The following is a 25,159-nucleotide window of genomic DNA, read 5'->3' as shown; positions in this document are numbered from 1 at the left end:
AAATGTCAAATATCATTTATAAAAACGAAAGTTATAAATTGATGGGTATCTTGTTTGATATTCATTCCAATTTAGGAAAAGGTTTTTCTGAAATTGTTTATAAAGATGCAATTGAATACGAATTAGAAAAATCTTCGATTTTTTTCGAACGAGAAAAAGAATATAGCGTGAAGTACAAGGACATATTTTTGAAGCATAAATTTTATGCTGATTTTGTAGTTTTTGATGCAATTATTTTGGAAATAAAATGTTGTAATTCGATTTCTGACTCGCACATTGCACAAGCAATGAATTATTTAAAAGTATCAAATAGTAAATTAGCAATAATAGTTAATTTTAATAATAATTCTCTCGAATACAAAAGAATTGTTTTATAACATTTGAAAAATTCGAAATTTGCAAAGCAAAATAATTTATTAAGAAAAGGCATTCGAGAATTCGTGGCAAAAAAAAATACACAAACTGTGGTCAAAAACTATAAAGAAAAGTTAGAAAATAAAATTTTCAATATTATCTCACAAGCTGCTTTAGAACTTAACTTAGAAAGTTATGTCATTGGCGGTTTTGTTCGTGATATTTTATTAGAAAGAAATCATAAAAAAGACATCGATATTGTTGCAGTTGGTAGCGGTATCGAATTAGCCTTAAAAGTTTCCGAATTATTACCCAACAAGCCTAAAGTCCAAGTTTTTAAAAACTACGGAACAGCGATGTTGCGTTATAAAGAAATGGATATTGAGTTTGTGGGTGCGAGAAAAGAATCGTACACACATGACAGTAGAAATCCGTTAGTAGAAGATGGAACGTTAAAAGACGACCAAGAACGCCGTGATTTCACGATTAATGCCATGGCTTTTTCACTAAATGCAGAAAATTTTGGAGATTTAGTTGATCCATTTAATGGTGTTTCCGATTTGGAAAATAAAATCTTAAAAACGCCTTTAAATCCAGATATTACGTATTCTGATGATCCTTTACGAATGATGCGCGCGATACGTTTTGCTTCACAATTAAATTTCGAAATTGAAAGTGAATCTTTGGCTTCAATCACAAAAAATAAAGATAGAATTGCTATCATTTCTGGTGAAAGAATTGTGGATGAATTAAATAAAATTCTGTCTTCAGATAAACCATCAATTGGCTTTTTACATTTATTTAAAACAGGATTACTTGATATTATTTTACCGGAATTAACCGCGTTGAATAATGTAGAAGAAGTAGAAGGTCATACACACAAAAACAATTTTTATCACACGTTAGAAGTGGTGGATAATATTTGTCCGAATACAGATGATGTTTGGTTACGTTGGTCGGCATTGTTGCACGATATTGGAAAAGCACCAACGAAAAAGTTCAATAAAAAACAAGGTTGGACGTTTCACGGACATGAATTTTTAGGTGGAAAAATGGTAAAGAAAATCTTTGAAAGATTACACATGCCGTTAAACCAAAAAATGAAATTCGTACAGAAAATGGTAATGATGAGTTCTCGTCCAATTGTTTTGGCAGAAGATATTGTTACTGATTCAGCAGTGCGTCGTTTGGTTTTTGATGCCGGTGAAGATGTAGAAAACTTAATGACGTTGTGCGAAGCTGATATCACCACTAAAAACAGTAAGAAATTTCAAAAATACCATAATAACTTTAAAATTGTTCGTCAGAAAATTGTTGAAGTAGAGGAGAAGGACCGAGTTAGAGTTTTTCAACCGCCTATTTCTGGAGAAGAAATTATGGAAATTTTTAATTTGAAACCTTGTAGAGAAATTGGTGTATTAAAAGAAGCCGTGAAAGAAGCTATTTTAGAAGGAGAAATTCCAAATGAATACCAACCCGCTCTAGATTTTGTAATGAAAAGAGCTGAAAAGTTGGGGTTGAAAAAGATATAATTAGAGTAATAGATTAACGATTGTTTAGTAAGAATATTTCAATTTTGAGCGTATTTTTACACTATAAATTTTTTAAAAATGAATCAAAATAAATCGGTCATTTATTGGCTACTTTCAGGTTGTGTTTTACTATTTATAATGGTTACTGTTGGAGGAATTACTCGACTAACCAATTCAGGATTGTCAATGACAGATTGGCATTTAGTAACAGATACTTTTCCACCTTTAACTGATGAGAAATGGCAAGCTACTTTTGAAGAATACAAGAAATTTCCAGAATACCAAAAAATCAATATCCACAACGATTTTCAATTAAGCGATTATAAGTTTATTTACTTTTGGGAATGGTTTCACCGTTTTATTGGTCGAATTATTGGTTTGGTTTTTATCGTTCCATTCGTTTACTTTTTAATTAAGAAAAAACTAAATTCTGAAACGATTAAAAAATGTATCATTCTTTTAGGAATGGGCGCGTTTCAAGGATTTTTAGGTTGGTTTATGGTAAAAAGTGGCTTAATTGATAATCCAGATGTGAGTCATTTCCGACTTTCATTACACTTAACTTTTGCATTTATTACGTTTGCTTACACACTTTGGGTAGCTTTAGATATTATTTATCCCACAAAAAATGAAGTGATTCTTCCTTTAAGAAAAATTGCTAGAGTAGCTCTTGTGTTTTTAATCATTCAAATTATTTATGGTGGATTTGTAGCAGGATTAAATGCTGGATTAATTCACAATCATTGGCCATTAATGAGCGACGGACAATTGCTTCACGAAAGTGTAATCTTAGAAAAAGATTCGTGGTTACTTAGATTAACTGAAGGGAAAAGCGGTGTACAATTTGTACACAGAACAATGGCGTATGTAGTAGTTGGATTAATTTTGTTTTTATACTTTAAAAGTAAAAAATTCACACTTTCTAATCAGCAACAAAATGGATTGAACTTACTTGTAGTTATTGTGTTTTTACAATTTTTATTGGGAGTTTTTACGCTTTTATTTAGCGTACCACTTTGGTTAGGATTAACACATCAAATCATGGCTTTTATTTTATTAGCAACAATGACGTACACTTTACATAGATTTAGTAAATAGAATTGTTTATTTTGAAACAAATAAAAAAGGCGTAAAATATTATAATTTTACGCCTTTTTTAATTTTTTGAGATTCTTATTTTTTCACTTTAATCGAACAACCAATTGCTTTTGTTAAAGGAACTTCTATTTCTTGTCCTTTTTCTAAAGCTGCAATAGCATTTTCTAAAAATTTTACTTTTACAGCAGAAGCATCTTCTACATTATCGTCAATCGCACCAATATATTTCACAATTAAATTTTTATCTAATAAAAACACATGTGGCGTTTTTGTCGCTCCATATTGTGGAAATATTTTCTGACCTTCATCAAACAAATAAGGAAAAGTAAAACCTTTTTCTTTGGCTCTTACTTTCATTTTATCAAAACTATCTTCAGGAACTACTGAAGGATCATTCGGATTAATAGCTAATAAAACAAAACCTTTCGATTTGTATTTCTTTGCTAATTCAATAACTCTATCTTCATATTTTACAGCGAACGGACAATGATTGCAAGTGAAAACCACAATAAAGCCTTTTGCGTCTTTATAATCCGACATGCTGTACATTTTTCCATCTACTGATTTTAGTTTAAAATCGGTTGCCTTGTCGCCTGGTTGGTAACCTGAAGTATTGGTAAAACTCATTAGAATTACCGTTAGTAATGTTAAAATTCCAAATTTTTTCATACTATAATTATTTAGTTATTGATTGATTTACGAATGTATTCAGTTCTTCATAATTGGAGAAATCTTGTTCTACAAATATTTTTTTATCCTGATTAAAAATTACTGTTGCCGGAATGGAACCCGACCAATTTTTATCTATTTTCGGAAGCCAACTGTTATAATCTTTATCCGCTAAATAAATAGAAGTAGAAGCAATTTTTTTCTTTTTCAAAAAAGGAATTAGTTTACTTTCAACTTGTTTTTCGAAGTCTAAACTCACTAAAATCACTTTTACATTCTGGTTTTCTTTATTTAATTTTTCAAAATAAGGTAACTCTTTTACACATGGCGCGCACCAAGTTGCCCAAAAATTGACAACCAATGGTTTCGAATTATTTTCCTTTATATAAGTGCTTAATTCATCAAAAGTTTTAAAAGTAATTAAGTCTTGTCCTTTTACCGTGTTGATAAATGAAAATGTAAATAGAAAAAGGAATAGTAAACGCGCTTTCATAAAAGTAAGATATAGTTACGAATTTAATAATTTATGCACTACTTTACATACAGATTAACATAACATTATAATAATACAAATTTAAATATAGTTATATTTGCAGTCTGACTATATTGTCGCATTTTCGTGATTACCCGTTTTAATGTCTAAACTCGCAGCGCAGGATAAATTTTTAGATTTATCAGATTATGGAAGATCTTTTGGTAAATTTTTAGCCAATCTTTTAAAAAACACCCGTTTTACACCCATTCACGTTACTTTATTATTTGGAATTTCAGGTTTAATTGCCATTGGATGTATTTTAAATGGAAATTACTTTTGGGCCGGATTTTTTATCGTTTTAAAATCTGGAATTGACGCGGCTGATGGAGAATTAGCCCGATTAAAAAACACGCCTTCTTATTCTGGAAGATATTTAGATAGTGTTTTTGATATCATCTTAAACTTCCTAATTTTCATGACTATTTGCTATGTTTCTGAAAGTACGATTTGGTTTTCGATACTAGCATTTATTGGTATTCAATTGCAAGGCACTTTATATAATTATTACTATGTGATTTTAAGAAATAAATTGGTGGGCGGTGATACAACCAGTAAAGTTTTCGAATATAAAACACCGAAAGCCTTACCTGGCGAAAGTCAAAAATCAGTAAATATTTTATTTAAAATTTATACGATTGTGTATGGCGTTTTCGATAGAATTATTCACTTTTTAGACCAAGATGCGTACAAAGTAAAATCGTTTCCCAATTGGTTTATGACTTTAGTTTCTGTTTATGGATTGGGTTTTCAATTGCTAATAATTGCCGTGATGTTGCCATTAGGTTATTTACAATTTATTGTTCCATTTTTTATTCTTTTCACACTGCCAATTATCGTTTTAATTGGAATTAGAAAATATTTTTTAGGGCATAATTAATCAATCCAAGTTTTAAAATCAGAAACTTTTTCTCTGGCTACAATAACTTCGTCGTCTTTATAAGTTGGTAAAATAATTTTTAAACGCGAATTCGAATACATTTGAATTTCTTTTACCGAATGCAACGGAATAATAAATTTTCGACTAATTCTGAAAAACTGATTCGGATTTAGTTCCTTTTCAATAACTTCTAACGAGTTGTCAATTAAATAGTTTCTATTGTCTAAAGTATGAATGTAAGTGCCTTTGTTTTCACTGTAAATACATTCAATTTCTTCTACAGTAATTACTTTTAATTGCGTACCAATCTTTACTGAAAAACGTTTTTTGTATTCTTTTTCAGCTGGATTGACTAACATTCTTTTTATGGCTTCAAAATCTAAAGAAATGGTTGGAGAAGTAGTTCTCGCTTTGAATTTATTTATGGCAACTTCCAAATCTTCTTCATCAATCGGTTTTAATAAATAATCGATACTGTTTAATTTGAAAGCTCGCAACGCAAATTCATCGTAGGCTGTTGTGAAAATCACAGCACTTTTTATGTTAATAGCTTCGAAAATTTCAAACGATAAACCATCAGACAATTGAATATCAAGGAAAATTAAATCGGGATGCGGATTATTTTGAAACCAAGCAATAGATTCTTCTACAGAATGAAGCATTAGATTGACTTCTAATCCCAATTTTTCAACTTTGCGTTGCAACAATCTTGCAGCTGGTTTTTCGTCTTCGATTATAATTATATTCATTGTTTTAAAATTTCAAAATTCAATATTCGTTGTTTTTTATTCCCACTTATTTTGTTTTTCCTTTTCCATGAATTCATTTATTTTTCGTTCTTCCCAGTTTTCACCCATTATCCAATTTGGCATAAATACAGATAATCCGTGTGATAATAAACCAATTCCCCAAAAGAAAGCTGTTAAGAAATTTTTAAATTGAAAATAGCTTTCACCTTCTGCTAAATCTCTAACATTTAGAAATACAATCATAATATTTACTAATACGTAAACTGCTGCGTGAGAATAGAATCCTTTAATTTTTTTTACTCTTTTTAAGGCTTCTTGATATTTTATGTCTTCTTGAGTTGTCATAATTTTTAGTTTTAATTAAATTTTCCTCAACACAGATCAAACTGATTATATTAATTTCTATAATTTTTTCAATCTGTGTTTAAAATATTGATATTTGTTACTGAAATTTACTTTCTTGATTTTTCTCTTTATCCATCATTTCTTTAATCTTTCTTTCTTCCCAATTTTTTCCGAAAAACGGGATTAAATCAAATGTTTTCAAACCATGAAAAACCAATCCAATTCCCCAGAAAAAGGCTAATTTGAAAGCATGCCAAATCGTTTCGCCTTCATCTATATGTTGTGTTTTTTTTATGATAACATAGATGTTCACTAAAATAAAAACGATTAAGTGCGTGTAGAAACCTTTAATTTTTTTTACTTGTTTCTGTGCTTCCTGATATTTTATTTCTTCTTGAGTTGTCATGATTTTTAGTTTTAATTAAATTTTCCTCAACACAGATCAAACAGATTATATTAATTTCTATAATTTTTTCAATCTGAGTTTAAAATATTGTTATTGATATTTATTGTTTTGTCGATTTTCTTCTTCCATTAATTCTTTAATCTTTTTTTCTTCCCAATCTTTACCGATCAAAGGTATCCAATTAAACACTTTTGAAGCATGATCTAAAAGTCCAAATCCCCAACCAGCTGCAGACCATAAAAACCATAAATATTCTGGAGTGTATTTTAAATTAATAAAAATCAATACGCTTATTACTAAAACGTAAACTGTTAAATGACTATAAAATCCTTTGATTTTTTTGACTTTTTTTCGAGCTTCTTGATATCTTTCGTGTTCTTGATTTGTGTTTTCCATGTTTACTTCCATTTATTGTTACCTTGATTTTCTTTATTCAAGATTTCTCTAATTTTCTTTTCTTCCCAGGCTTTTCCATAACCAAATGTTTCAAAGGCATGCATGGTAACTCCAAATCCCCAACCTAACATGGGAAACCAAAACCATTGAAAGCCTGATGTGTTTACATTTATGATTATCAAAATTGGAATTACAGTACAATAAGAAATTAAATTTCCATAAAACCCTTTTAGTTTTTCAACACGTTCTTTTGCTCTTACATAAGACATATTTTCTGAAGCTATAGCTTTTGTTTCCATTGACATGACTTGTTTGGTAAGAATCGGTAATCGGACTTTAAAAACAGTTTCCGATTCTTGTATAATAACATTTCGTTTGGTTAAAATGGCATATCGACTAACAATATTTTGCAATCCAACGCCTTTTCTGTCTTGTAAAACTTCTTTTATTTGTTTGTTATTTTCAATGGTTAGTTCGTTTTCTTCGATATGAATTTTAATATGTAATGGCTTTTTCTCGCTAACAATATTGTGTTTGATGCAATTTTCCAAAAGCAATTGTAAGGAAAGTGGAACCACTTTTGCCTCATCATTTTGAAATTCTGGAACTTCAAAAGTGATGCTGTTTTCAAAGCGCATTTTTAATAAATTCATGTACGTTTTAGCAAACTTCAATTCTTCTTCAACAGAAACCAATTCTTTGTCTTTTTGTTCTAAAACATAACGATAGACTTTTGATAATGAAGTGGTAAACTTTTGTGCAGCATCTGGATTTTCCTCAATTAATGAACTCAATACATTTAAACTATTGAATAAAAAATGTGGATCAATCTGATTTTTTAAACTTTCAAATTGTGCAGATGCCGAACCTGCAATAATTTTTTGCTCTTTTACTTTGTTTTCGTTGTACGCTTTGTAAAAATAAAAAGCATGAAAAGCAAGTGAAACAATCAAAGTGATTATAATTGAAACCAAGTAATTCGACATGGTTTCGTTGCTTAAAAACTCTGAAAATGAGCGTTGTTCTATAATTACATCTTCAAAAACACGAAGAAGGAAAATCAATAAAATCGAAACTAGAAATGAGGATACAAAACCGATAATAATTCTTTTGCGTGTAAATCTTTCAGCTTGAAAAACTTTATCCAAATAAATGAATAACAAAGCATTAGCAAAATATAATGTAAATCCGTACAACATTACATAACCAAAATTTGTCAATAAATCGCGATTAAAATGTATAGCGTGTCCTGTAATAAAACGTATTAATAATAATACAAAAAATATAGTTATCGAGATTATTAAAGCTCTCGGAACTTCTTTTATTAATTTATTTATCATCTCTTTTTGTTTCAAATTTTATAAAAAGCGTTTTGTGAAAATAATTTATTTACAACCTTCTGCTTCTTGTTTCGCTCTTTCTAATCCCCATGTTGGGTGAAAAGGTGTTTCTGGCTTAAAATTAGCAAATAAATTGATAGATGCTTTTATTTTTTCACACATTGCTACTGTATCACCGCCAAAATATTCGGCACCACCTTTTTCAAAACTAGCTTTATTGAAAACTACTCTCGGATTTTCAGGTGCAATTTTTTCTGCTTTTCCGTATAAAAATAATACATCGTCATATAATTTTTGTCCGTTTGTCATTGGATCATAAACAATCCAAGCCGTATGAATCATAGCTTGCATTACTAATACTTCTGCATTTTCTGGAGCTAAAGTATTATTTTCATCTTGTGCTTTTTGAGCCGCTTCTAATAATGTTTTCATTTTAGTTTTGTCTTTTTCTCCGAAAGCTTGAAAGGTGTTAATCGCTGCGATATAATAATTAGGTAACCAATTTGTTTTTTCAACCGATGCAATTCTTTCAAATTGAGCAATGGCTTCTGTGTTTTTTCCTTCGCCCCATAATTTTAAAGCGCTTCCCATTCCTTTTTCGAATTGAGTTTGTGCCGATGCTACAAAACTTATTAATACGAATGCTACTGTTGTGACTAATTTTACCATGATTTCTAAATGTTAAATTGTTTAATCTGAACTCGTTTCAGATTCTATTATTTTTAGTTTATTGTTTTTTTTGGAACTTATTTTTTGACATTGATTTTTGACATTGATTTTTGAAATTGCCATTGAATTTGTTCTTGTTTTTTGATGAAGCAAAGTTGCATCAGAAAGTTTAGTTATAAAATTTAAAACTACCGAACTGTAATTTTTTATGGATGAATTGTAGATTTTGAGTGAATAGTGAAAAGTGAATAGTCAGTTGATTACGGATAATTTTGCGAATATTTGTGTAACTAAACTTAGAATTTTTTATTTTTACTATTGAAAAACAACAACCTATGCAAACACCTTACTACGCTGTAATATTCACATCTACAAGAACTGATTTAGATGAGAATTATGCTGAAATGGCAAATAAGATGGAAAATTTAGCGAAACAACAACCTGGGTTTTTAGGTGTTGAATCTGCGCGAAATGAAATTGGAATTACCGTTTCGTATTGGGAAAGTTTAGAAGCGATTGCCAACTGGAAACAAAATTTAGACCATTTAGATGCGCAATTTTTAGGCCGACAAAAATGGTATGAAAATTATGTGGTTAGAATTGCGAAAGTAGAGAAGGAGTATAGCTTTGTGAAGTAAATACAAACTACATAAAAATCCTTCTTTGTTTTTTATTCCATGAATATATAGAATCGTTATAGTTTTTGAAATCTTTGTTTTGGTTTAAAATTTGAAATAGTTTTTCTTTAAAATTATAAAATGAAGTTTCAAATTGATTTAATTCAGCTGTTTTTATATTAATTTGTTCTGAAATATAAATCTCAGAAACTGACTTTTTGTTTTTCTGAATGATGAATTTATTATTGAAGTTAGGCATAACTAATGGCTTTTTACCATAAATATGTTTTTCGCCATTTAATGTGTCAATATAATATTCTAAAAATAATTTATTGATGCTGTTTTTTTCTTGTTTTGTGAAATTCACCTTTCCTTTAAAGTCATTATACCAATCTATTTCAATATTGCCGTTTTCTAAATTTAGAGTATAATTTTGATTTGAAATGATGACTTCCAAATTATCAACAGATTTGTTTTCACAGTTTATAAGAAGTAAAAATGATGAAAGTATAATTAGCTTTTTCATTTAGTTTTTGTTTACTCAATCCAAAAATTACCAATAGAATATGTTATAGCTTGGCCGCTAATTATCACTCTATTCTCTTTATTTGTACAATTTAAATTTCCAATTCTATCAGATAATTGCATAGCTTTAAGTTCGTTTTTTTGTAAACGATTTGCCCAAAACGGAATTAAAGAACAATGTGCAGAACCTGTAACTGGATCTTCTAAAATGGTTGCTTGAGGTGTAAAAAATCTAGAAACGAAATCGCAATCATTTCCTTTTGCAGTTACAATTACGCCTCCATGACCTAAATTAATTTGGTCGAAAAATTGTCTGTTTATTTCTATTTTTTTGATGTCTTCCTCAGACTCATAAACTAAAACATAATCTCTAGATTTATAAACTTCTTTAGGCTGAATATTTAGCGATTTTGAAATTACTTCTGGTAAGTCACTTTTAATTGGCATTCTAGAAGGAAAATCTAAAAAATAAAAATCATTTTCAGCAAGAACTGTTAAGTCGCCGCTTAAGGTTTCAAAAATTATAGTATTACTTGGATATTTAAGTATTGCTTTTAAACAATGTGCTGTGGCTAAAGTCGCATGACCACATAAATCCATTTCTAAATCTGGTGTAAACCAACGTAAATGTATTTTTTCGCCTTTATTAACGAAAAATGCGGTTTCTGCTACAGCATTTTCTTTTGCGATTTTTAAAAGCATTTCGTCTGGTAACCATTTAGTTAATGGCACAACACAGGCAGGATTTCCTCCAAAAATTTTATTGGTAAAAGCATCTATTTGGTATAATTCAAGTTTCATAGGTTGTTGGGTGTGTTATAGTTTAAAGTTGATAGGTTTTGAGCTGCAGATGTTGTAATTAAGCTTCCTCAAATATATAAATTTATCCCATAAAAAAAGACTGCTTTCGCAGTCTTCCTTATTTTTAGATGTTATTCAACTTTTTCAGTTTGTCTTTCCAAAGTTGTAATTCTTCTTTATATTTTTCAATATTTTTTTGAACTTCTTTCACAAATGGATTGTTTCCTTTTGAGTTATTAAAGAATCCAATATTGTTTTCTAATTGGTTGATTTCATGTTTCAACTCGTCAATTTTTCTTTTCATGAAAATTTGCTCGTTTACAATCGCTCTTTGGTCGTTTCCTTCCGAAAGTTGGTCTAAACGGTTGCTAAATTTCATCATTTCAGAATCTTTTTTAGATAAACTTAGTTTTTCAAACAATGCATCTAAAATTTTATTGAATTTTCCTTCAATATGACGACGATTTTGTGGCACTTTACCAAATTCTTTCCAAGTAGCAATGTGCGCTTTTATAGCATCTAAATCCATTTTGTGGTCACCCACTAATTCAAATGCACGAACAACTTCTAAGTATTCTTTTTTCTTTTCGAAAGCTTCAACCTCTACACCAATTTCTTCTTTTCTTGATTCGTGTAATCTATCGAAATACGCATTACAAGTCTTTTTGAATGTTTCCCAAATTTCGTCCGATTGTTTTCTTGGCACATGACCAATTTTTTTCCATTCGTCCTGAATTTGCTTCATAATTGGAGTCGTAGCTTCGAAATCTTCCGTTTCAACATTTGCTTTTGCTTTTTCAATTAAAGCTAACTTCAATTCTAAATTCTGGTGTTGTTCGTTTTTAATGTCTTTGTAAAAGGCGTTTTTAGTCGCGTTAAAATTACGAACCGCATTTTTAAAATTACTCCAAGTTTCTTCCGTTGCTTCAGCTGGCACACGTCCGGCTTTAAAGAAAGCTTCGCGTAACGCTTCTAACTTCACAATCTGATTTTGCCATTCTCCGTGATTATTTACTTTTTCAGCGCTTAATGCGTTTACTTGAGCAATAATTTCATTTTTACTAGCTAAATTTTCTTGTTCTTTTTCTTTGAATTGAGAAGATAATGCTTCACGTTTGTCGTGTAACAATTTCGTAATTTCGCTAAATTCTTGCCAGATTTTTTCTCTGTTTTCCTTGTCAACTGGTCCGATTTCTTCTTTCCAAACACGGTGTAACAATTGTAATTCTCTAAAAGATTTCGTTACATCTGGTTGATCTACTAAAAGTTTCGCTTTCGCAATAATTTCTAACTTTTGTTCTAAATTATTTTTAAAATCGGCATCTCTAATTTCTCTATCTAAATGTACAATTTCGTAAAATCTATCGACATGGAAATGAAAATTATTCCACACTAAATTGTATTTGTCTTTTGGAATTGCTCCAGTATTTTTCCAACGTTCTCTAATTTCGTTGAATTTTTTGAACATGTCTGAAATGTTTGAATCCGTGCTAGCAATTAAAGCTTTTACTTCTTCAATCAGTTGTGTTCTTTCAGCCAAATTGTTTTTTAACTGATTTTCTATGTTTTTAAAATTGTTCGATTTTTTAGCACGATAGGTATCTAATAAATGATCAAATTTTACTTTTAAAGGCGAGTGGTATTCAAATTCAGTTGTCGCATCATTTTCTGCATAAAAAGCCGAACGTTTTTCCTCAATCATATGATGATAGTGATTTAAGAACGCTTTTTTTACATCTTCAATTTGATTTTTGAAAATTAATGCTTTTTCATGACCAACTAAAGTAGTCAATTCATCCACTAATTCTTCTAAAGAAAGACTGTCGTAATCTTTTGACACAATATCTAAATCGGCATGAATAGAACCATCTTCACTAGCTTCCGCCAAATGATTGTCTATTTCATCTTGAGCAGAAACAGGTGTGTTTACTACTATATCTTGCGAAACAGTTTCATTTTCAGTCACTTCAGGTTCCTGAATTTCTATTTCATTTTCAACCGATACAGTTGCGTTGTCTTCTATTGAAGCTGTTTGTTCTTGTCCATCTGCGTGTTGCAGGTTATCATTCAATTCTTCTAACATGTTATAATGCTTAAGTTTAGGGTTCGAAGATACCAAAAGAGGCTGAAAATTCAAAGAAATTATCCTAATATATGATTAAATGTTACTTATTCCAGATTAACCACGCTTTTTCAGCTTGAAAAATAAGCATTTCATGTCCGTTTTTAGTCACGGCTCCTGCTTTTCTGGCTTTCTTTAAAAAGGCCGTTTCTTCAGGATTATACACTAAATCGAAAGCGATGTGTTTGGGTGTAAATAAGGAATAATCTAATTTTGGTAATTCGGAAATATTAGGAAAAGTTCCTAGTGGAGTCGTGTTAATAATAATTTGATATTCGTTAAAAATATCTGCATTTATTTCATTGTAACCAATTTCATATTCAGAAGGATTTCTAGAAACAAAATCAAATTCAATTTTTAGTTTTTTCAAGGCATAAGCAATAGCTTTACTAGCACCGCCAGTTCCTAAAATTAATGCTTTTTTATGGTGACTTTTAAGTAAGGGTTTTAAAGCTTTTTTGAAACCAAAAAAATCGGTATTGTAGCCTTTTAATTTTTTACTTTTCGTTATAGAAATGCAATTTACAGCTCCAATTTTTTTGGCATTTTTAGAAATTTTATCTAATAATGGAATGATAGATTCTTTGTACGGAATAGTGACATTTAAGCCAATTAAACCTTTTGTGTTTTGAATAATTTGGCTTACTTCTTTTACGTTTTGAATGTCGTAATTTCCGTATTCACAATTGTCAAAATGATTGTGTAAGAATTTTTCAGTGAAATGTTTTTTCGAAAAAGAATAACTTATGTTCTTACCGATAAGTCCAAACTTTCGTTGTTTCTTAAGTGATTTCTTTTTCATTTTAGTTATGCTTTAGTAAATTTCGATTTGAAAATTTTAATAAAAATAGGTAAAATCGACAGTAAAACAATACCTAAAACAACTTTTTCGAAATTATTTTTTACGATTTCAAATTGTCCTAAGAAATAACCCATAAGCGTAATTCCGGCAACCCAAAGAATAGCGCCAAGAATACAATTGATGATATAATTTCTGTATTTCATGCTTCCAGCTCCTGCAACAAAAGGAGCGATTGTTCTTACTATTGGTACGAAACGCGCCATAATTACTGCTTTTCCACCATTTTTTTCGAAGAAATCTTCTGTTTTCTCGATATATTCTCTTTTTAAGAATAAAATTTTCTTTTTTTCTTTGATCAGTTCCCCGAATTTATGACCTACAAAATAGTTTAAATTATCACCTAAAAGTGCAGCTAAAATTAATAAAGGTATGATGATAATTAAACTCAATTTTCCTGTTGTAGCTGCAATAACTCCAATAGCAAAAAGCATCGAGTCGCCAGGTAAAAGTGGCATAATTACGAAGCCGGTTTCTACAAAAACAACTAGAAATAAAATGAAGTAAATTAACGTGTTGTATTGGTCAATTAATTGTGTAATTACGGTTAATGGGTCTTTTAAAAAGTGTAATAAAAAGTCGATAAATTCCATTGATTGGGCTTAAATATTATGGTTTTTGATAATTTTTTGTACGTTTTTTGATTCCCAAACATGTGGAAATAAATCTTTTAAAATGTAATTTTTATGAAAATCGGTAATTAAAGCTAGATTTAACGCATCAATGGCATTAAATTCTTCGTCAATATTGTAATATAAACCCACCATTCTGTATTGAATTTCTGATTCGTTAGGATATAAATCTTTTGCTTGATTTAAGATTTCAAAAGCAGCAGAAACTTCTCCTAGTACATATAAAACATCACTCCAGCAAAGGAAATTATCTAATTCAATATCGCCGTTTTCAAATGCTTTTCTGTAACCTTCTTCCGCTTCTTCAATAAAATTTAAATACTGATTGATATTCGCATATCTTCTCCAATATAGCGAGTTTTCACCATCTATTCCAATTGCTTTATTGATGTAATATAACGATTTTTGATAGTTTTTTTCAGAAATGTAAAAATCGGTAATTGCTAACCAAGCCTTATCTAACAATGGATCTTCGTGAACTGTTTTTAGATAAAAATTTAAGGCTTGTTCTTTATTTCCTAGCTTTTCATAGCATTTTCCAATGCGTAAAAAGGCAAATGAAGTGGGATCGTCCAATTCAATTGTAATGTTGTAACAATCAATAGCTTCTTGATAGCGTTTAAGTTTTTCTAACGATTTGGCTTTTTCTAAAAAGGCTCCTAAAAAACCTTCGTCAATTAAACAAGCGTAATCGAAAGCCCAAACTGCTTTTTCATACTCTTTTAAAGCATAAAATTGGCGACCTAATTGATGCCAAGCCACTTCGCTATATGGATTTTTGTCGATGAAATTTTCTAAATAAACAATGGCTTCTTTGTTCTGATCTAAGAAATCGAAACAATACACTACGTTGTATAAGGCAGAATAATCTTCTTCATCGTTTTCTAAACATAAAATAAAATTGTCTTTTGCTAATTCTAAATTATCCATGAACAAGTATTCCATTCCAATCATAGAATAGATATCGGCTTCGTCATCTGTATAACGAAGTGCGTTATTTAAATGTTCGATGGCTTTTTCGTGCTGGTCTCTTTTAGAGCAAATATTAGCACGCTGAATGAAAACTTCTTCGTTAGTTGGTTCTAATAAAGCGATTTCATTTAGTATTTTTTCAGCTTGTTCAATTTTGTCGTCGTAGATTAATATTTCTACGTGAACTAGTTTTAAACCTGTAGATTTTGGATGTTGTTCTAAGCCCAATCGTAAAGCTTTTTTGGCTAGATTGATTCTTCCCGTGTCCATATAGTGCAAAACAATGTCCTCGAATTCTTCTGAATCAAAGAAAAAGACCTTGTTGGTTTTTAACATCGATTCAAATTTAGAAAGCGATAAGTTGTTTTCTTCCTCTTCTTCTTCATGACTCATATTCATAGCACAACTATTTAAAGTTCATGTAATAAAATTACGTAATTAAATGCTCACAATTTCCTTGCCAAGTGTATGTTTTGAACAATTTAATTAACAAAAATCAAGTTCAAAAACAACTATATAACAACACAGAATAGAGAAATTTTAAAAATTAATATAATTTATCTATTCTGTGTTTCAAATAAATATGATGTATTAAAGATTTAAAGCTTGAACTTCATCCATAACTTTCAATAATAATTGACAACCTTCTTCAATTTCTTGGCTGGAAATAGTAAGTGGTGGTGTGATTCTAATAGCAGTTCCTTCGAATAATAACCAAAATAAAATTAGACCACGTTTGTGACAACGTAAAATAACTTCGTTGGTGATATTCGGACTTTTTGTCATAGCTGCTAACATTAAGCCTTTTCCTCGAACTTCAGTAATTAAAGGGTGCACCAATAATTTTCGGAATAGTTTTTCTTTTTCTAGCGTTTCCGCCATTAAATTGGTTTCGGTAATTTCTTGTAAGGTTGCTAAACAAGCGGCTGCAATTACGGGATGACCGCCAAATGTAGTAATATGTCCTAATTTCGGATTGTCGTATAATAAATCCATATGTTCTTCGGACGCAACGAATGCACCAACTGGCATGCCGCCGCCCATTCCTTTTCCGATGACTAATATATCAGGAATACATTCGTAATTTTCAAAACCGAATAATTTTCCAGTACGACCAAATCCGGGTTGAATTTCGTCTATAATTAACATCGCGCCAACTTCTGTACAACGTGCTCGAACTTTTTTTAGAAAATCGTTTTGTGGTTGAATAAATCCTGCACCACCTTGAATAGATTCTAAAATAATTCCGGCAGTTTTTGTGGTAATTTTTTGAATGTCTTCTTCGTTATTAAATGTAATGAAATCGACATCTGGAATTAAAGGTCGGAATACTTGTTTGCGTTCTTCGAATCCCATTACACTCAAACTTCCCATCGTATTTCCGTGATAGGCATTATGACAAGAAATGAATTGACTTCTTCCAGTTACTCTTCTTGCTAATTTTAAAGCACCTTCCGTAGCTTCTGTTCCAGAATTTACCAAATACGTTTTTTTTAACGGATGTGGAAGATGGTGTGCCAATAATTTACAATATTCTGTTGCTGGATTTTGAGCATATTCGCCATACACCATTACGTGAGAATATTTGTCTAATTGGTCTTTTATCGCATTGTTAACTCGCTCATTTTGATGTCCTAAACTACAAGCCGAAACGCCAGCTACAAAATCTAAATATTTATTTCCAGATGTGTCGTAAATATAAGAACCTTTAGCATGAGAAATTTCCATAGCTAATGGGTGAGGAGAGGTTTGCGCTTGATATTTAAAGAAATCTTGTAACATGTTTAGTTTAGAAGTTTATGAGGTTAAAAGTTTAAAAGGGTTTGCTAATTGCTTTTCACTAATCACTTTTTACTTTTTACTTTTGCCTTTTTACTTGGCTCTTTTTTATCTGATTTCCCATAATCCGTAGTTTCTTTCATTACGTCCATGGGTTTTTTCTCTTCTTTGTCTTTCTTTTTAGTTTCTGCTTTTATTTTTTCGTCGATGGCTTTTTCTTCATCTGGAAAAATATTGTCTAAAGAAGTTATTTTCTCCTCAATTCGCCAAACAAAACCACGAAGTCTTCTGGCATTTTTAGGAAAATCTTTATCTGGATAGGTATCACTTAAAATTTGTTTGAAAGAAGTTAATTCTAAAATTTTATTATCCTCTAATTGCATGTTAATGCTACTCGACACACCTTTGTCAATACCAACCATTTCATCGGCATCGTTATACATGAAATAGATTTTCTCGGTATTTTTTATTAAATCGACTTCGTATAATTTGTTTTCTCTAAATTTTCCGTACAAAAATTGCCCTTTCACTTGGTTATAATTGTCTTCTCCAAGTGTGTCTTTTTGAACTAAAAAGGCATTATTTAAAATTTTTAGGGAATCTAATTTTTCGGTTTTGTTATTTCCAACTAAATGAATTTCGTCTCCTGTCATTTGGTTATCGGCATTCCAAATAACGGGTTTTCCGATTAGTTTTGTCAATTGTGTTTTATTGTTAGCATGAATAGAATCACATTTTCCGCTCATGTCTTTTTTAAAAAAACGAACATTATCAAACGCTCTTGTTGTTCTGTCTTCAATTGGTCCTGTTACTAATATTTTTTTACCGTGTAAGTACATAGTATCTTTTTCAACTAAAGTTTTAATCAATGCTTTTTTGGTAATGAACATTGAATCTCTTTTAGTTCCGCCAATATTTCTGTAGACTTCTGCATAATGTCCGGTCGCAATCATATTATTGATGGTATCCGTAATTTTTACATTATTTGTGGCTTTCGCGAAGTTTTTCTTTCTGTCGTAATTGATAATATCGCCTTCCACTTTCCTATTATTATATACGATATTCGATTTGTCGAGCAGTTTTCCTACATCATTTTTAGTATCGTAAAATGCTTTCGTAGTATTGATAACATTATCTTGACTAGTGATAGTACTTGGTCCGTATACATAGGCATGACCAGAATTATCGTAAAAATCTAAATTATTCGTTTTAATAGTCACTTTCGGATTTACAACAGTAACCGCCGTTTTGAAAGAATATTTTTTATTGTTTAAATAGTATCTTCCTGATTTGCTTTTTAGGGTATTTTCTTTGTTGATAATTGTTCCCCAGCTCGTGTAATAAGCTTCTTGAGATTTTCTGTTGAAATGAATGGTATCTGTAGTTAAGTTAGAATCCGGTGAACGTAAATTCACATTTCCTGTTGCGAAGGCTTGTAATGTTTTTCCATCGTATTCTGCATAACGACTATTCATTACAATAGTATCACCTTGATTTAATTGTACATTTCCAAAGGCTTTTATATAGTCTTCATCAGTGTAATGATAAGCTTTGTTACAATTAATCAGTACGCCATTGTGTTGAACTTGAACATTTCCTGTAAATACAATCGCACCAGGAATTTCATTTTGGTTTTTATCAATAAAATCGGAATGTATAATTCTAATAGCATTTGGATTTGCTGGTGGTGATGTTTCAAAAGGAGTTTGTGCATTTCCAAATACAATGGAGAACAACAAAACGACAGCATATATATATATTCTCAAGGTTTCTATTTTTTGTCAAATTTAAGTAAAATGTATAAAAAGGAATACGGTTTAAGAATATTTTATGGTTTTTTTTATAAGATGCAGGTTTTGCCACAAAGACACGAAGGCACAAAGAAAATTTTTTTAGATTGTCTTGAGTTTTAAGCATAAAAAAAATCCCGATTGCTCGGGATTTTAGTTACTGAAATAAGTTCAGAATGAATTTATCTTGTGATAGTTTGTGTTCTGTCTGGTCCGACTGAAACAACTTTTATAGGCACTTCTAATTCTTTTTCAATGAATTCGATGTATGTTTTTAATTCTGAAGGTAATTCCTCATAAGTTGTCATACCTGTTAAATCTGCTTGCCAACCTTTCATTTCTGTATAAATTGGTTGTACGTTTTCTGGTTCAATATTATATGGGAAATGTTTTAATGTTTCTCCTTTATAGTTGTAAGCTGTACAAACGTTTAACGTTTCGAATCCAGATAAAACATCACCTTTCATCATGTATAATTCAGTTACACCATTTACTTCAACAGCATATTTTAAAGCTACTAAGTCTAACCATCCACAACGACGCGCACGACCAGTAACTGAACCGAATTCGTTACCGATTTTTGCCATATTAGCTCCAACTTCGTCAAAAAGTTCTGTTGGGAAAGGTCCACTTCCTACACGAGTAGTGTATGCTTTGAAAATTCCGAAAACTTCTTTTACTCTGTTTGGTGCAATTCCTAAACCTGTACAAGCTCCAGCTGCAGTAGTGTTAGAAGAAGTTACAAATGGATACGTTCCAAAATCTACATCTAATAACGAACCTTGCGCACCTTCAGCTAAAATTGTTTTTCCAGCTTTTAAGGCTTTGTTTAAATATTCTTCTGAATCTATGAAAGTTAGTGTTTTTAATTCTTCAACAGCTGTGAAAAATTCTTCTTCCATTTCTGCTAAATTGTATTGCAAATTTACATCGTAAAAAGCAATCATAGCTTCATGTTTGTCGGCTAAAGCGCGGTATCTTTCTTTGAAATCTGCCATTTCAATATCACCAATTCTTAAACCATTTCTACCGGTTTTGTCCATATAAGTTGGACCAATTCCTTTTAAAGTAGAACCAATTTTCGCTTTTCCTTTAGAAGCTTCAGATGCGGCGTCTAATAATCGGTGCGTTGGTAAAATTAAATGTGCTTTTCTTGAAAGTAATAATTTTGATTTGATGTCTAAATTGAATTTTTCTAATCCTTCAATTTCTTTTTGAAACACTACAGGATCCATTACTACACCATTTCCGATAATATTTACATTGTTTTTGTGAAAAATCCCAGAAGGAATGGTTCTTAAAACATGTTTAATTCCATCAAATTCAAGTGTATGTCCAGCATTTGGTCCGCCTTGAAAACGAGCAATAATGTCGTATTTTGAAGTTAATACATCGACGATTTTTCCTTTTCCTTCGTCACCCCATTGTAATCCGAGTAGTAAGTCTACATTCATTGTGTTGTTGTTTGTTGTTTGTATTTATGCTTTAAAGGGACAAGTCGCGACTTGTCCTTATTTATTTTTTTGTTCCGTAAAAATATAAGGAATGTGTTTCAATGTTAATTCCGAACATTTCTTCCATAGTTTGTTTGATTTGTTGAATACGAGGATCACAAAATTCAATCACTTCGCCTGTATCCGTTAAAATAATATGGTCGTGTTGTTTGTCGAAATAAGATTTCTCGTAATGCGCTTGGTTTTGACCAAATTGATGACGACGTACTAATTTACAATCTAATAATAATTCGATGGTGTTATATAAAGTGGCACGAGAAACACGATAATTCTTGTTTTTCATTTTGATATACAAAGATTCGATATCAAAATGTTCTTGATTTTCGTATATTTCTTGAAGTATAGCGTAGCGCTCAGGTGTCTTGCGATGCCCTTTTTCTTCAAGGTATTTTGTAAAAACGTTTTTAACCGTTTCTTGGTTTTGGTTGTTATCCATTTGCTGTTTAAATGAAAGGAAATGCAAATATAGTAAAAAGTGATTAGTGATTAGTGATTAGTGAAAAGTAAAAAATGTTTTTTTATTTAATTACGATTTTAGTGTTATTTACTAATCACATTTACTCTTTACTAATTATTATAAACTCTTGTAACTTTATCAATGCCATCTACAGTTTTTATGTTTTCGATTAATTTTTTAAGAATCATATTGTTTTGAACTACAACTGTAATTTGTCCGTTAAAAATTCCTGCATCGGTATTTAAGCTGATACTTTGAATGTTCACATGCATTTGATTTGAAATTACTTTTGTTAATTCATTTGTTAATCCCATCACATCCATTCCGGTAATTCTTAAGATGGCATTGAATTCTTCTTGAGTAGAATCAATCCATTTGGCTTGTACAATTCGGTACGCAAAATTAGATTGTAAACTTATCGCATTCGGACAATCGGTTTTATGTACTTTTATCCCTTCATTTATAGTAACAAATCCGAAAACACTATCACCAGGAATTGGATTACAACAAGGAGAAAGTTTGTACTCTAACTTACTTTGTTCCGTTCCGAAAACTAATAAATCTAATTTTTTAGTAGAATCGTTTTTTTGAGCTTTTTCATCGTTAGTACTCGGACTTCTTTTAATCGTTTTCTTGAAAAAGTTGACTAAAGTATTGCTTTTTTGAGCCGCATAATCCCGTAATTGCTGGTTTTCAATCGCACCAATTCCAACACGGTAAAACAAATCTAAACTTGTTTGTAGTTTAAAATAGTTTACCAGTTCGTTTATTGTTGCTTCGTTTAAAGTAACTTTTAAGTGGCGTAATTTTCGGGTAAGAATTTCTCTTCCGTCTTCGCCAATTTTTTTGATATTATCGTTTAATACGTTTTTAATTTTGTTTTTTGCTCGGGCTGTCGTTACATAATCAAGCCAATGGATTGTTGGTTTTTGATTTTGAGAAGTAATAATTTCAACTTGATCACCACTATTTAATACATAATTTAAAGGCACTAATTTCCCGTTGACTTTCGTACCACGAGTTTTTACTCCAATTTCTGAGTGAATACTAAAAGCAAAATCTAGCGAAGTTGCGCCTTTTGGTAACGATTTAATTTCCCCTTTTGGTGTAAAAATATATATTTCTTTTGCGTATAAATTCAGTTTGAAATCTTCCACAAAATCAACCGCATTATTGTTTGAATTTTCAAGTGCTTCTTTAAGTTGATTTAACCAAATTTCTAAGCTATTTTCTTCAGTAGCATTATTTTTATATTTGTAATGTGCTGCGTAGCCTTTTTCGGCAATTTCATCCATACGTTCACTTCGAACTTGAATTTCTACCCAACGACCCATTGGTCCCATAACGGTAATGTGTAACGCTTCATAACCCGTTGATTTTGGGGAAGAAATCCAATCACGTAAACGACTTGGACTTGGTCGGTAATGATCTGTCACAACTGAATAAATTTTCCAAGCTAGGAATTTCTCATCGTGAAGATTTGATTTATAGATAATTCTAAGCGCAAATTTATCGTAAACTTCATCGAAAGTTACTCCTTGAGCTTTCATTTTTCTTCGGATAGAATAGATAGATTTCGGTCGGCCTTTAATGATAAAATCGATACCTTCTTCTAACATCGATTTTCCTAAAACATCAGAAATAGCCTTAATATAAGCGTCTTGTTCTTCTTTTGTTTCTTTGATTTTACTAAAAATATCAGCGTAAACTTCTGGTTCTGTATATTTTAAACCTAAATCTTCTAATTGTGTTTTGATATTATATAAACCTAATCGATGGGCGAGAGGCGCATAAATATATAAGGTTTCTGATGCGATTTTGGCTTGTTTGTAATCTGCCATTCCGTCCATAGTTTGCATGTTGTGCAATCTATCCGCGATTTTAATTAGAATTACTCGAACATCATCGTTTAACGTCAGTAACATTTTTCGGAAATTTTCCGCTTGAAGAGAAATTTCTTGTTCGTTTTTTACTTTTGGAATTTTGGTTAATCCTTCAACAATTTTTGCAATTTTAGGATTAAACATTTTTTCAATGTCAGAAATGGTGATGTCAGTATCTTCCACCACATCATGCAATAGGGCAGAAGCAATACCAGTTGAGCCCAAACCAATTTGAGAAGCTACAATTTTAGCCACAGCAATAGGATGAAAAATATAGGCTTCACCTGATTTTCTTCTTTGTTCGCTATGTGCTTCTACAGCAACATCAAAAGCTTTACGAATTAGTTTTTTATCTTCATCTGTAAGATTTTGATAACTAATACGAAGTAGCTCTTTATATTCTTTGGCAATGGCTTTGTTTTCTGCTTCTAAATCTATCTCTGTCATATTTGAATATTGGGAAATATAAAAATAGTGTTTAAAATTTAGATATCAAAAAAAGATTAAAGAAATATTAAGGTAAGAACAGAGATAAAAATATGTTAAAACACGGATTAGAGAAATTTTTTAAATTTATATAATTTCTCTAATCTGTGTTGTTTTTATTAGTTTTTAAATTTGCTATTGTTTATTAAAATCTAAATCCTGAAAATCGTAGCTAAAATCGGTAAGTTCAGAAATTGCTGCCATTTTAATATTGGTGTTGTTGGCTGAAAAAGTGATTAAAGCATCAGCATTAAAACTTCTATTGAACCATTTTACGGCAAATGAGTTGTCTTTATAGAAGAAAATTTCACCAGCTAATTGTGGTGAACGCTCCGAATTAAAATACATTTTTCCTTTTTTCTCAGAAATCGTAATGTTTCCAAACCAATTGTCTTTGTAAGTTCCGATGTAATTCTTAGCTTCAATTTTTAATTTATTCTTCTTGTTTTCTGCAATTTTTGCCCAAACTTCTGTGGTTACTTTATCCGCTTCTGCGATGTTATTTTTTTCTCTTTCACTTAAAATTTTGACATAATCTTTATAATCGATTTTTAAATACGCATCTTTTATAGTGTTAGTAATCGCATTGAAAGCCGCACCAGATTGCTGATTGGTCAACACTACAATTCCTAAATTTAATTCTGGAATAAGAGTGACTTGCGTTACAATTCCTTCTAAACCACCAGTGTGCGTGACTTGTTTATAACCTTTCACATCACTTAAAAACCAACCTAAACCATAACCAGAAAAATGTGTAAAATAAGGTTCTCTCGTTCTAGCTGGAATGACAGTTTGTAATTGCCACATTTCGTTATGTTGCGCTTCCGAAAATAATTTATTTTGCTTTTCTGAACCATATTTTCCTTGTTGCAATTGCATAATCATCCATTTACTCATGTCGTTGACAGAAGAATAAATTCCGGCAGCTGCATCAAAAGTTTGATTTTTATATCGAGAAATGACTTTTAATTTTCCGTCTGTTGGTACGTGTGGATCGATAATATTTGTAGTGTCTTTCAAACGTAAAAAAGAACCTGCACTATTGTTCATTTCTAGAGGTTTCATCATTCTGTTTTCTATGAAATCGCACCATGATTGACCGCTTACTTTTTCAATTACTTCTCCAGCTACGATGTATAATAAATTATCATAATCGTATTTGGTTCTGAATGCAGAAACAGGTTTTAAATATTGTAAATTTTCAATGACATCTTTTGGTTTGAAATTACTTCCGTCAGGCCAAATCATTAAATCTCCAGCGCCTAAACCTAAACCACTTCTGTGCGTAACTAAATCGCGAACGGTGAATTCAGTCGTAACATATTCGTTATACATTTTAAAATTAGGTAAGTGTTTTATCACTTTATCGTCCCAATTCATTTTTCCTTCGTCTACTAACATGGCGATTGCAGCCGTTGTGAAGGCTTTACTGTTTGAAGCCACTCCGAAAAGTGTATTTCCGTCAACTTTATCTTTTTTTAGTATAGATTTTACGCCGTAACCTTTACTGTGAATGATTTTTCCGTCTTTTACAACGGCTACAGCAACACCAGGAACGTTAAATGCTTTTAGAGTGTTTTCTGCTACTTCATCAATTTGTTTTTCTGTAATTTGAGAAAAAGCAGTGAATGAGGTTAGAAGTGAGATTAATATTATTTTTTTCATTTTATGATGTTTTTGGTTTGTTGTTTTATTTGGAACACAGATTGGAGAAATTTTAAAAATTTATATAATTTCTTTAATCAGTGTTGT

At 30.8% G+C, this 25,159-nt stretch carries 25 protein-coding genes; 5 read left to right on the top strand and 20 right to left on the bottom strand.

The features are described 5' to 3' along the window. Positions 1 to 2: 2 nt before the first annotated feature. The 3 genes from UEQ13_RS12055 to UEQ13_RS12045 all read left to right on the top strand — a co-directional run bounded on the left by UEQ13_RS12055 (position 3) and on the right by UEQ13_RS12045 (position 2,984). Positions 3 to 377 (top strand): GxxExxY protein, encoded by a 375-nt coding sequence (locus tag UEQ13_RS12055; RefSeq protein ID WP_329806597.1) that lies wholly within the window; start codon positions 3 to 5, stop codon positions 375 to 377. An 87-nt stretch (positions 378 to 464) separates the two neighbouring features. After that, on the top strand, positions 465 to 1,886 hold the full coding sequence (locus tag UEQ13_RS12050; RefSeq protein ID WP_329806691.1) for a CCA tRNA nucleotidyltransferase: 1,422 nt from the start codon (positions 465 to 467) through the stop codon (positions 1,884 to 1,886). 78 nt (positions 1,887 to 1,964) lie between these two features. Beyond that, positions 1,965 to 2,984 (top strand): COX15/CtaA family protein, encoded by a 1,020-nt coding sequence (locus UEQ13_RS12045; RefSeq protein ID WP_329806596.1) that lies wholly within the window; start codon positions 1,965 to 1,967, stop codon positions 2,982 to 2,984. Between the two features lie 75 nt (positions 2,985 to 3,059). Here UEQ13_RS12045 and UEQ13_RS12040 read toward each other — a convergent pair whose 3' ends face one another. Continuing rightward, a complete protein-coding gene (locus UEQ13_RS12040; protein WP_329806595.1) occupies positions 3,060 to 3,653 on the bottom strand; it encodes a thioredoxin family protein in 594 nt (197 codons plus the stop codon). 7 nt (positions 3,654 to 3,660) lie between these two features. Next, positions 3,661 to 4,146 (bottom strand): TlpA family protein disulfide reductase, encoded by a 486-nt coding sequence (locus UEQ13_RS12035; protein ID WP_329806594.1) that lies wholly within the window; start codon positions 4,144 to 4,146, stop codon positions 3,661 to 3,663. A 142-nt stretch (positions 4,147 to 4,288) separates the two neighbouring features. Between UEQ13_RS12035 and UEQ13_RS12030 the strand changes: the two genes are divergently transcribed. Beyond that, positions 4,289 to 5,065 (top strand): CDP-alcohol phosphatidyltransferase family protein, encoded by a 777-nt coding sequence (locus tag UEQ13_RS12030; protein ID WP_329806593.1) that lies wholly within the window; start codon positions 4,289 to 4,291, stop codon positions 5,063 to 5,065. Here UEQ13_RS12030 and UEQ13_RS12025 read toward each other — a convergent pair. From UEQ13_RS12025 to UEQ13_RS12000, 6 genes are all read right to left on the bottom strand, one after another. Next, positions 5,062 to 5,814 (bottom strand): LytR/AlgR family response regulator transcription factor, encoded by a 753-nt coding sequence (locus UEQ13_RS12025; RefSeq protein WP_329806592.1) that lies wholly within the window; start codon positions 5,812 to 5,814, stop codon positions 5,062 to 5,064. The two genes, UEQ13_RS12030 and UEQ13_RS12025, sit on opposite strands and share 4 nt — an antisense overlap. A gap of 36 nt (positions 5,815 to 5,850) precedes the next feature. After that, the gene (locus tag UEQ13_RS12020; RefSeq protein WP_329806591.1) at positions 5,851 to 6,159 is read right to left on the bottom strand and encodes a 2TM domain-containing protein; all 309 of its coding nucleotides are present in this window, start codon (positions 6,157 to 6,159) and stop codon (positions 5,851 to 5,853) included. 97 nt (positions 6,160 to 6,256) lie between these two features. Beyond that, complete coding sequence (locus UEQ13_RS12015) at positions 6,257 to 6,565, bottom strand: 2TM domain-containing protein (RefSeq protein WP_329806590.1); 309 nt, start codon at positions 6,563 to 6,565, stop codon at positions 6,257 to 6,259. A 90-nt stretch (positions 6,566 to 6,655) separates the two neighbouring features. After that, positions 6,656 to 6,973 carry a 2TM domain-containing protein gene (locus UEQ13_RS12010; protein ID WP_329806589.1) on the bottom strand — a complete coding sequence of 106 codons (318 nt, stop codon included), beginning with the start codon at positions 6,971 to 6,973 and terminating at the stop codon, positions 6,656 to 6,658. Further along, positions 6,964 to 8,301 (bottom strand): 2TM domain-containing protein, encoded by a 1,338-nt coding sequence (locus tag UEQ13_RS12005; RefSeq protein WP_329806588.1) that lies wholly within the window; start codon positions 8,299 to 8,301, stop codon positions 6,964 to 6,966. The genes UEQ13_RS12010 and UEQ13_RS12005 overlap by 10 nt, the downstream gene beginning before the upstream one ends. A gap of 45 nt (positions 8,302 to 8,346) precedes the next feature. Further along, complete coding sequence (locus tag UEQ13_RS12000) at positions 8,347 to 8,970, bottom strand: hypothetical protein (protein ID WP_329806587.1); 624 nt, start codon at positions 8,968 to 8,970, stop codon at positions 8,347 to 8,349. Between the two features lie 335 nt (positions 8,971 to 9,305). Here UEQ13_RS12000 and UEQ13_RS11995 point away from each other — a divergent pair, with 335 nt between their 5' ends. Then, positions 9,306 to 9,608, top strand: a complete 303-nt coding sequence (locus tag UEQ13_RS11995; protein WP_329806586.1) for an antibiotic biosynthesis monooxygenase family protein — start codon at positions 9,306 to 9,308, stop codon at positions 9,606 to 9,608. Positions 9,609 to 9,615: 7 nt separating this feature from the next. Here UEQ13_RS11995 and UEQ13_RS11990 read toward each other — a convergent pair whose 3' ends face one another. The 12 genes from UEQ13_RS11990 to UEQ13_RS11935 form a co-directional block, all read right to left on the bottom strand. After that, positions 9,616 to 10,113, bottom strand: coding sequence for a hypothetical protein (locus tag UEQ13_RS11990; protein ID WP_329806585.1), 498 nt, complete (start codon positions 10,111 to 10,113; stop codon positions 9,616 to 9,618). An 11-nt stretch (positions 10,114 to 10,124) separates the two neighbouring features. Beyond that, positions 10,125 to 10,913, bottom strand: a complete 789-nt coding sequence (locus tag UEQ13_RS11985; RefSeq protein ID WP_329806584.1) for a PhzF family phenazine biosynthesis protein — start codon at positions 10,911 to 10,913, stop codon at positions 10,125 to 10,127. A gap of 124 nt (positions 10,914 to 11,037) precedes the next feature. Then, complete coding sequence (locus UEQ13_RS11980; RefSeq protein ID WP_329806583.1) at positions 11,038 to 12,996, bottom strand: DUF349 domain-containing protein; 1,959 nt, start codon at positions 12,994 to 12,996, stop codon at positions 11,038 to 11,040. Between the two features lie 82 nt (positions 12,997 to 13,078). Then, positions 13,079 to 13,837, bottom strand: a complete 759-nt coding sequence (locus UEQ13_RS11975) for a shikimate dehydrogenase family protein (RefSeq protein WP_329806582.1) — start codon at positions 13,835 to 13,837, stop codon at positions 13,079 to 13,081. 5 nt (positions 13,838 to 13,842) lie between these two features. Beyond that, a complete protein-coding gene (locus tag UEQ13_RS11970) occupies positions 13,843 to 14,487 on the bottom strand; it encodes a VTT domain-containing protein (protein ID WP_329806581.1) in 645 nt (214 codons plus the stop codon). Positions 14,488 to 14,496: 9 nt separating this feature from the next. Further along, complete coding sequence (locus UEQ13_RS11965; RefSeq protein WP_407934661.1) at positions 14,497 to 15,891, bottom strand: tetratricopeptide repeat protein; 1,395 nt, start codon at positions 15,889 to 15,891, stop codon at positions 14,497 to 14,499. 198 nt (positions 15,892 to 16,089) lie between these two features. Further along, the gene (locus UEQ13_RS11960) at positions 16,090 to 17,280 is read right to left on the bottom strand and encodes an aspartate aminotransferase family protein (RefSeq protein WP_329806579.1); all 1,191 of its coding nucleotides are present in this window, start codon (positions 17,278 to 17,280) and stop codon (positions 16,090 to 16,092) included. Between the two features lie 62 nt (positions 17,281 to 17,342). Then, positions 17,343 to 19,043: an OstA-like protein gene (locus UEQ13_RS11955; RefSeq protein WP_329806578.1), complete on the bottom strand. Its 1,701-nt coding sequence runs from the start codon at positions 19,041 to 19,043 to the stop codon at positions 17,343 to 17,345. A gap of 206 nt (positions 19,044 to 19,249) precedes the next feature. Next, the gene (locus UEQ13_RS11950; protein ID WP_329806577.1) at positions 19,250 to 20,521 is read right to left on the bottom strand and encodes an adenylosuccinate synthase; all 1,272 of its coding nucleotides are present in this window, start codon (positions 20,519 to 20,521) and stop codon (positions 19,250 to 19,252) included. Positions 20,522 to 20,582: 61 nt separating this feature from the next. After that, positions 20,583 to 21,017 (bottom strand): Fur family transcriptional regulator, encoded by a 435-nt coding sequence (locus UEQ13_RS11945; RefSeq protein ID WP_329806576.1) that lies wholly within the window; start codon positions 21,015 to 21,017, stop codon positions 20,583 to 20,585. 131 nt (positions 21,018 to 21,148) lie between these two features. Continuing rightward, on the bottom strand, positions 21,149 to 23,368 hold the full coding sequence (locus tag UEQ13_RS11940; protein ID WP_329806575.1) for a RelA/SpoT family protein: 2,220 nt from the start codon (positions 23,366 to 23,368) through the stop codon (positions 21,149 to 21,151). Between the two features lie 174 nt (positions 23,369 to 23,542). Next, complete coding sequence (locus tag UEQ13_RS11935) at positions 23,543 to 25,072, bottom strand: serine hydrolase (protein ID WP_329806574.1); 1,530 nt, start codon at positions 25,070 to 25,072, stop codon at positions 23,543 to 23,545. Between the last annotated feature and the right edge of the window lie 87 nt (positions 25,073 to 25,159).

This window comes from Flavobacterium facile (assembly GCF_036321945.1).
Lineage (GTDB): Bacteria > Bacteroidota > Bacteroidia > Flavobacteriales > Flavobacteriaceae > Flavobacterium > Flavobacterium facile.
This window is presented reverse-complemented; position numbering and strand designations above follow the sequence as displayed.

Bases quoted from the DNA above. Each gene is read 5' to 3' on its own strand.
- UEQ13_RS11945 (WP_329806576.1), bottom strand. From the start codon at position 21,017: ATGGATAACAACCAAAACCAAGAAACGGTTAAAAACGTTTTTACAAAA.
- UEQ13_RS11970 (WP_329806581.1), bottom strand. From the start codon at position 14,487: ATGGAATTTATCGACTTTTTATTACACTTTTTAAAAGACCCATTAACC.
- UEQ13_RS12000 (WP_329806587.1), bottom strand. From the start codon at position 8,970: ATGGTAAAATTAGTCACAACAGTAGCATTCGTATTAATAAGTTTTGTA.
- UEQ13_RS12030 (WP_329806593.1), top strand. From the start codon at position 4,289: ATGTCTAAACTCGCAGCGCAGGATAAATTTTTAGATTTATCAGATTAT.
- UEQ13_RS12055 (WP_329806597.1), top strand. From the start codon at position 3: ATGTCAAATATCATTTATAAAAACGAAAGTTATAAATTGATGGGTATC.
- UEQ13_RS11960 (WP_329806579.1), bottom strand. From the start codon at position 17,280: ATGTTACAAGATTTCTTTAAATATCAAGCGCAAACCTCTCCTCACCCA.
- UEQ13_RS11990 (WP_329806585.1), bottom strand. From the start codon at position 10,113: ATGAAAAAGCTAATTATACTTTCATCATTTTTACTTCTTATAAACTGT.
- UEQ13_RS12035 (WP_329806594.1), bottom strand. From the start codon at position 4,146: ATGAAAGCGCGTTTACTATTCCTTTTTCTATTTACATTTTCATTTATC.
- UEQ13_RS11940 (WP_329806575.1), bottom strand. From the start codon at position 23,368: ATGACAGAGATAGATTTAGAAGCAGAAAACAAAGCCATTGCCAAAGAA.
- UEQ13_RS11975 (WP_329806582.1), bottom strand. From the start codon at position 13,837: ATGAAAAAGAAATCACTTAAGAAACAACGAAAGTTTGGACTTATCGGT.
- UEQ13_RS12010 (WP_329806589.1), bottom strand. From the start codon at position 6,973: ATGGAAGTAAACATGGAAAACACAAATCAAGAACACGAAAGATATCAA.
- UEQ13_RS11935 (WP_329806574.1), bottom strand. From the start codon at position 25,072: ATGAAAAAAATAATATTAATCTCACTTCTAACCTCATTCACTGCTTTT.
- UEQ13_RS12045 (WP_329806596.1), top strand. From the start codon at position 1,965: ATGAATCAAAATAAATCGGTCATTTATTGGCTACTTTCAGGTTGTGTT.
- UEQ13_RS12040 (WP_329806595.1), bottom strand. From the start codon at position 3,653: ATGAAAAAATTTGGAATTTTAACATTACTAACGGTAATTCTAATGAGT.
- UEQ13_RS12025 (WP_329806592.1), bottom strand. From the start codon at position 5,814: ATGAATATAATTATAATCGAAGACGAAAAACCAGCTGCAAGATTGTTG.
- UEQ13_RS11980 (WP_329806583.1), bottom strand. From the start codon at position 12,996: ATGTTAGAAGAATTGAATGATAACCTGCAACACGCAGATGGACAAGAA.
- UEQ13_RS12005 (WP_329806588.1), bottom strand. From the start codon at position 8,301: ATGATAAATAAATTAATAAAAGAAGTTCCGAGAGCTTTAATAATCTCG.
- UEQ13_RS12020 (WP_329806591.1), bottom strand. From the start codon at position 6,159: ATGACAACTCAAGAAGACATAAAATATCAAGAAGCCTTAAAAAGAGTA.
- UEQ13_RS11965 (WP_407934661.1), bottom strand. From the start codon at position 15,891: ATGAGTCATGAAGAAGAAGAGGAAGAAAACAACTTATCGCTTTCTAAA.
- UEQ13_RS11950 (WP_329806577.1), bottom strand. From the start codon at position 20,521: ATGAATGTAGACTTACTACTCGGATTACAATGGGGTGACGAAGGAAAA.
- UEQ13_RS12015 (WP_329806590.1), bottom strand. From the start codon at position 6,565: ATGACAACTCAAGAAGAAATAAAATATCAGGAAGCACAGAAACAAGTA.
- UEQ13_RS11995 (WP_329806586.1), top strand. From the start codon at position 9,306: ATGCAAACACCTTACTACGCTGTAATATTCACATCTACAAGAACTGAT.
- UEQ13_RS11985 (WP_329806584.1), bottom strand. From the start codon at position 10,913: ATGAAACTTGAATTATACCAAATAGATGCTTTTACCAATAAAATTTTT.